General features: G+C 68.4%; 5 protein-coding genes. All 5 read right to left on the bottom strand.

All coding sequences use genetic code 11. From position 1 onward, the window contains the following. Positions 1–495: substrate-binding domain-containing protein (locus A9Z05_RS03485; RefSeq protein ID WP_256121832.1), on the bottom strand; the 495-nt coding region annotated here is incomplete at its 3' end. Positions 496–563: 68 nt separating this feature from the next. Further along, positions 564–1,400 (bottom strand): amidohydrolase, encoded by an 837-nt coding sequence (locus tag A9Z05_RS03480; RefSeq protein ID WP_069616888.1) that lies wholly within the window; start codon positions 1,398–1,400, stop codon positions 564–566. Next, positions 1,400–2,227 (bottom strand): SDR family NAD(P)-dependent oxidoreductase, encoded by an 828-nt coding sequence (locus tag A9Z05_RS03475; RefSeq protein ID WP_069616887.1) that lies wholly within the window; start codon positions 2,225–2,227, stop codon positions 1,400–1,402. Before A9Z05_RS03475 ends, A9Z05_RS03480 begins: the two co-directional genes overlap by 1 nt. 11 nt (positions 2,228–2,238) lie before the next feature. Next, the gene (locus A9Z05_RS03470) at positions 2,239–2,799 is read right to left on the bottom strand and encodes a carboxymuconolactone decarboxylase family protein (RefSeq protein ID WP_069616886.1); all 561 of its coding nucleotides are present in this window, start codon (positions 2,797–2,799) and stop codon (positions 2,239–2,241) included. A 23-nt stretch (positions 2,800–2,822) separates the two neighbouring features. Beyond that, on the bottom strand, positions 2,823–3,389 hold a 567-nt coding region (locus tag A9Z05_RS03465; RefSeq protein WP_141723338.1), incomplete at its 5' end, for a cation:dicarboxylate symporter family transporter.

Genomic DNA, 3,389 nt, shown 5'->3' with positions numbered 1-3,389 from the left:
GATGCCGAGCCGCTCGAACAGCGTGCCGACGATGTAGGTGCCGCTCGCCCCTTCGGAGAACGCGACCGATCGGGCGGACAGCAACGCGCGACGCAGCGCATCGTCGGACCCGACGTCGGGCACGGCGAGCCCCTTGCGCACCGCGACGCCGATTCCGCTGGCGGCGATGTCCGACAGCGAGGTCCGCTCGAACCGGCCGGCGTCGACTTCCTGCTGAAGGGCCGGCTTGATCATGAAACAGATATCGACCGGCTCGCCGCTGCGCAAACGCATCGGCAATGCCTCGGGGGACGTGCCGTATGACGGCCCCCACGCGATCTCGAGACGATGCCCGGACGATTTTTCGAACAGCGGCACCAGTTGCTCGAACGCGCCGTGCAGCGCACCGGTCGCCAGCACGTGAATGTCGTCGGCATGTGCACCGGGCGACGCCATGCACAGCGTTATCCATGCCGCGACGGCCGGCCAGGCCCGCCTGCTCGTTTTTTCCTTCATGTCTCCTCCTCGAGGTTCACTGCAAGTCTTCGTATTTCCGTCGGGCAGCGATCGTCGTCTGCTTCGGCTCAGCCGTAGAGCCGCAGCGGATTGCCGGCCAGCACCGCATCCGCAAGCGCGTCGTCGCGGCACAGGCCGCGAACGAACGCCAGCAGCGCGACGTCGTCCGGCGGTGCGCCTTCGATGTTCGGATGCGGCCAGTCCGTTCCCCAGATCGACCGGTCCGGCGCGGCATCGAGCAGCCGGCGCGCGAGCGGCCGCGCATCGGGCCATGCGCGCGCGTCGCCGCCGGCGAATCGATCCACGCCGGACAACTTGATCCAGCGGTACGGATCGCGGAGACGCGCGAGCAACGCGTTGCGTTCGTCGTCGCTCCATGGTGTGTGCAGCGACGGGCGCGCCATGTGGTCGATCACCATCGGAATGTCGACCCCGGCCCACGTATCGAGCACCGGCAGCAGTTCCGCCAGCCGGCCGTGCAGCAGCACGTGCCAGCCGAGCGCCGCTACGCGTTCCGCCGTGCGCAGCAGCGTGTCCGTGTCGCGCTCGCCCGGCAGATGTCCCATGAAGTTGAATCGGATGCCGCGTACACCGCCTTCATGCAGCGTGTGCAACGTGCCGTCGTCCATCGTGTCGTCGACCAGCGCGACGCCGCGATAAACACCGCCGGTCGCGGCGATCGCCGCCAGCAACGCGGTGTGATCGTGCCGATAGCACGCGGCCTGGACGATCACGCCGTGCGTGACGCCGAGCCGCTCGTGCAGCGCGAGTAGGCGCGTCATCGGCGCCTCGGCGGGCTGGTACGCCGCGTCGGCCGGCACCGGAAACTGGTCCCACGGCCCGTAGACGTGCGTGTGGCAATCCCATACGCTGCGTGCCGCGCGGCCCTGTCGAACGTCCGCCATCAGTCGCACCGTGCGGTCATGCCACCGTCCACGACGATTTCCGTACCGGTGATGAAGCGGGCTTCGTCGGAGGCCAGGAACAGCGCGGCGTTCGCCGTGTCGCGGCCGTCGCCCATGAAGCCGAGCGGAATGCGCGCGAGCCGGCTTTCGAGCAGCTTGTCGATATCGCCGCCGGAACGTTGCCCGGCGAGACGCGCCTCGACCATCGGCGTATGCAGTTGCCCCGGCACGACCGTGTTCACGCGGATGCCTTTCTTCGCATACTCGACGGCCACCACCTTCGACAGCTGGATCACGCCGGCCTTGCACGCGGCGTACGCGACCTGCGCGGAGCCGGTCCAGCGGATGCCGGAGGTCGACGCGGTGTTGACGATCGCGCCGGCGCCCTGCTGCTCCATGACGGGCAGCACGTGCTTGCAGGTCAGGTAGACGCTCTTCAGGTTGAACGCGACCTGCTTGTCCCATGCGTCCTCGGACAGCGCGACCGGCCCGCCCGCGGCCGACCCACCGACGTTGTTGACGAGGATGTCCACGCGCCCGTAGGTTTCGCGGCAGGCGTCGACCATCGCCGCGACGGCCGCGCTGTTCGTGACGTCGCACGTGTGCGCGGTGATGTCGCCGCCGAGCTCGGTGACGCGACGGACCGTCTCGGCCATCGCGTCCATGTTGATGTCCACCGCAAAGATCTTCGCGCCCGCGGCGGCGAACAATGCGGCCACGGCGCGGCCGTTGCCCCAGCCGGGCCCGACGCAGCCCGCGCCGGTGACGATCGCGATCTTGCCTTGCAGGCGGCCCGCGCCTGCTTCATGGAGGGAGGTGTCGTTCATGATGGATGTGTTCAACCGTGTGTTGCGGGAAGTTCGGGTGCGACGCCGGCCGGCGGCGGCACGTTGAAAACCTTGATCGTCATCGAGATCAGCGTGTAGTAACCGGCAATGCCGACGAGATCCACGACTGCGCCTTCGCCGAGCGTGTCGACGAGCGCCGCATACAGTGCGTCGTCGATCGCGTGCCGTTCGTGCAGCTGCGTCACGAACGCGTGGACGAGCTTCTCGTCGTCGCACACGAACGGCGGCTCGACGCCGTCGCGAATCGCATCGATCACGTCGATCGACAGCCCGGCCTCCAGCGCGAACGGCTTGTGCGCGGCCCATTCGTATTCGGCGAGCCAGTGGCGCCCCATCGACAGGATGACCAGCTCGGAGAGCCGCGGCGGCACGCTGCTGTCATACCGGCAGTACTGGCCGAAGGCCTGCGCGCAACTGGCAAGCCTGGGGCGATGCAGCCAGACGGCCAGCGGGCCACGCACGCCCTTGCGGGGCCCGCTGGCGATGGCGTCGTACACGTGGCGCTGTTCGTCGGACAGGTGCTCGGGGGCGAGCGGTGCAATACGGTCCATGAATGAAATCACCTCGACGGAATTCAGTTGGCTTCGGCGGCCGCGCCGGACCGTTCGGTCCGCGCCTCGGCAGCGGCGGCCACGGTGCGCGAGCGCAGCATCGAACGGCGCGCGGTGCGCCCGGTTTCGCGGTTGAACGCGGCGGCATCGAAGAGCCCTTCCCAGCGGGCGATCGCGAATACCGCCATCGTGTTGCCGACCACGTTCACGAGCGCGGTCGCGGTCGCCATGATCCGGTCGATGCCGAACAGCAGGCCGAGCCCGGCGAGCGGCAGCGAGCGGACCGACTGCAGCGTCGCGGCAAGCTTGACGAACGCGCCGCCGGCCACCGTCGTGCCGCCCTTGGACGTCAGGCTCAGAATCGCAAGCAGGCCGAGCTGCTGCCAGAGCGAGAACGGCGTATCGGTCGCCTGGGCGATGAAGCCGATCGCGATCGCCATATAGATCGCGGTGCCGTCGAGATTGAAGCTGTAGCCGGCCGGCAGCACGAACCCGACCACGACCTCGTCGCAGCCGGCACGCTTCATCTTTTCGACGAGGCGGGGAAACACCACTTCGCTCGACGCCGTCCCGAGCGTCAGCAGCAGTTC

The sequence above is a fragment of the Burkholderia sp. A2 genome, from assembly GCF_001729305.1.
GTDB lineage: Bacteria > Pseudomonadota > Gammaproteobacteria > Burkholderiales > Burkholderiaceae > Burkholderia > Burkholderia sola.
Note: the sequence above shows the minus strand (reverse complement) of the source record. Positions and strands in the feature narration are given on the sequence as shown.

Bases quoted from the DNA above. Each gene is read 5' to 3' on its own strand.
- A9Z05_RS03475 (WP_069616887.1), bottom strand. From the start codon at position 2,227: ATGAACGACACCTCCCTCCATGAAGCAGGCGCGGGCCGCCTGCAAGGC.
- A9Z05_RS03470 (WP_069616886.1), bottom strand. From the start codon at position 2,799: ATGGACCGTATTGCACCGCTCGCCCCCGAGCACCTGTCCGACGAACAG.
- A9Z05_RS03480 (WP_069616888.1), bottom strand. From the start codon at position 1,400: ATGGCGGACGTTCGACAGGGCCGCGCGGCACGCAGCGTATGGGATTGC.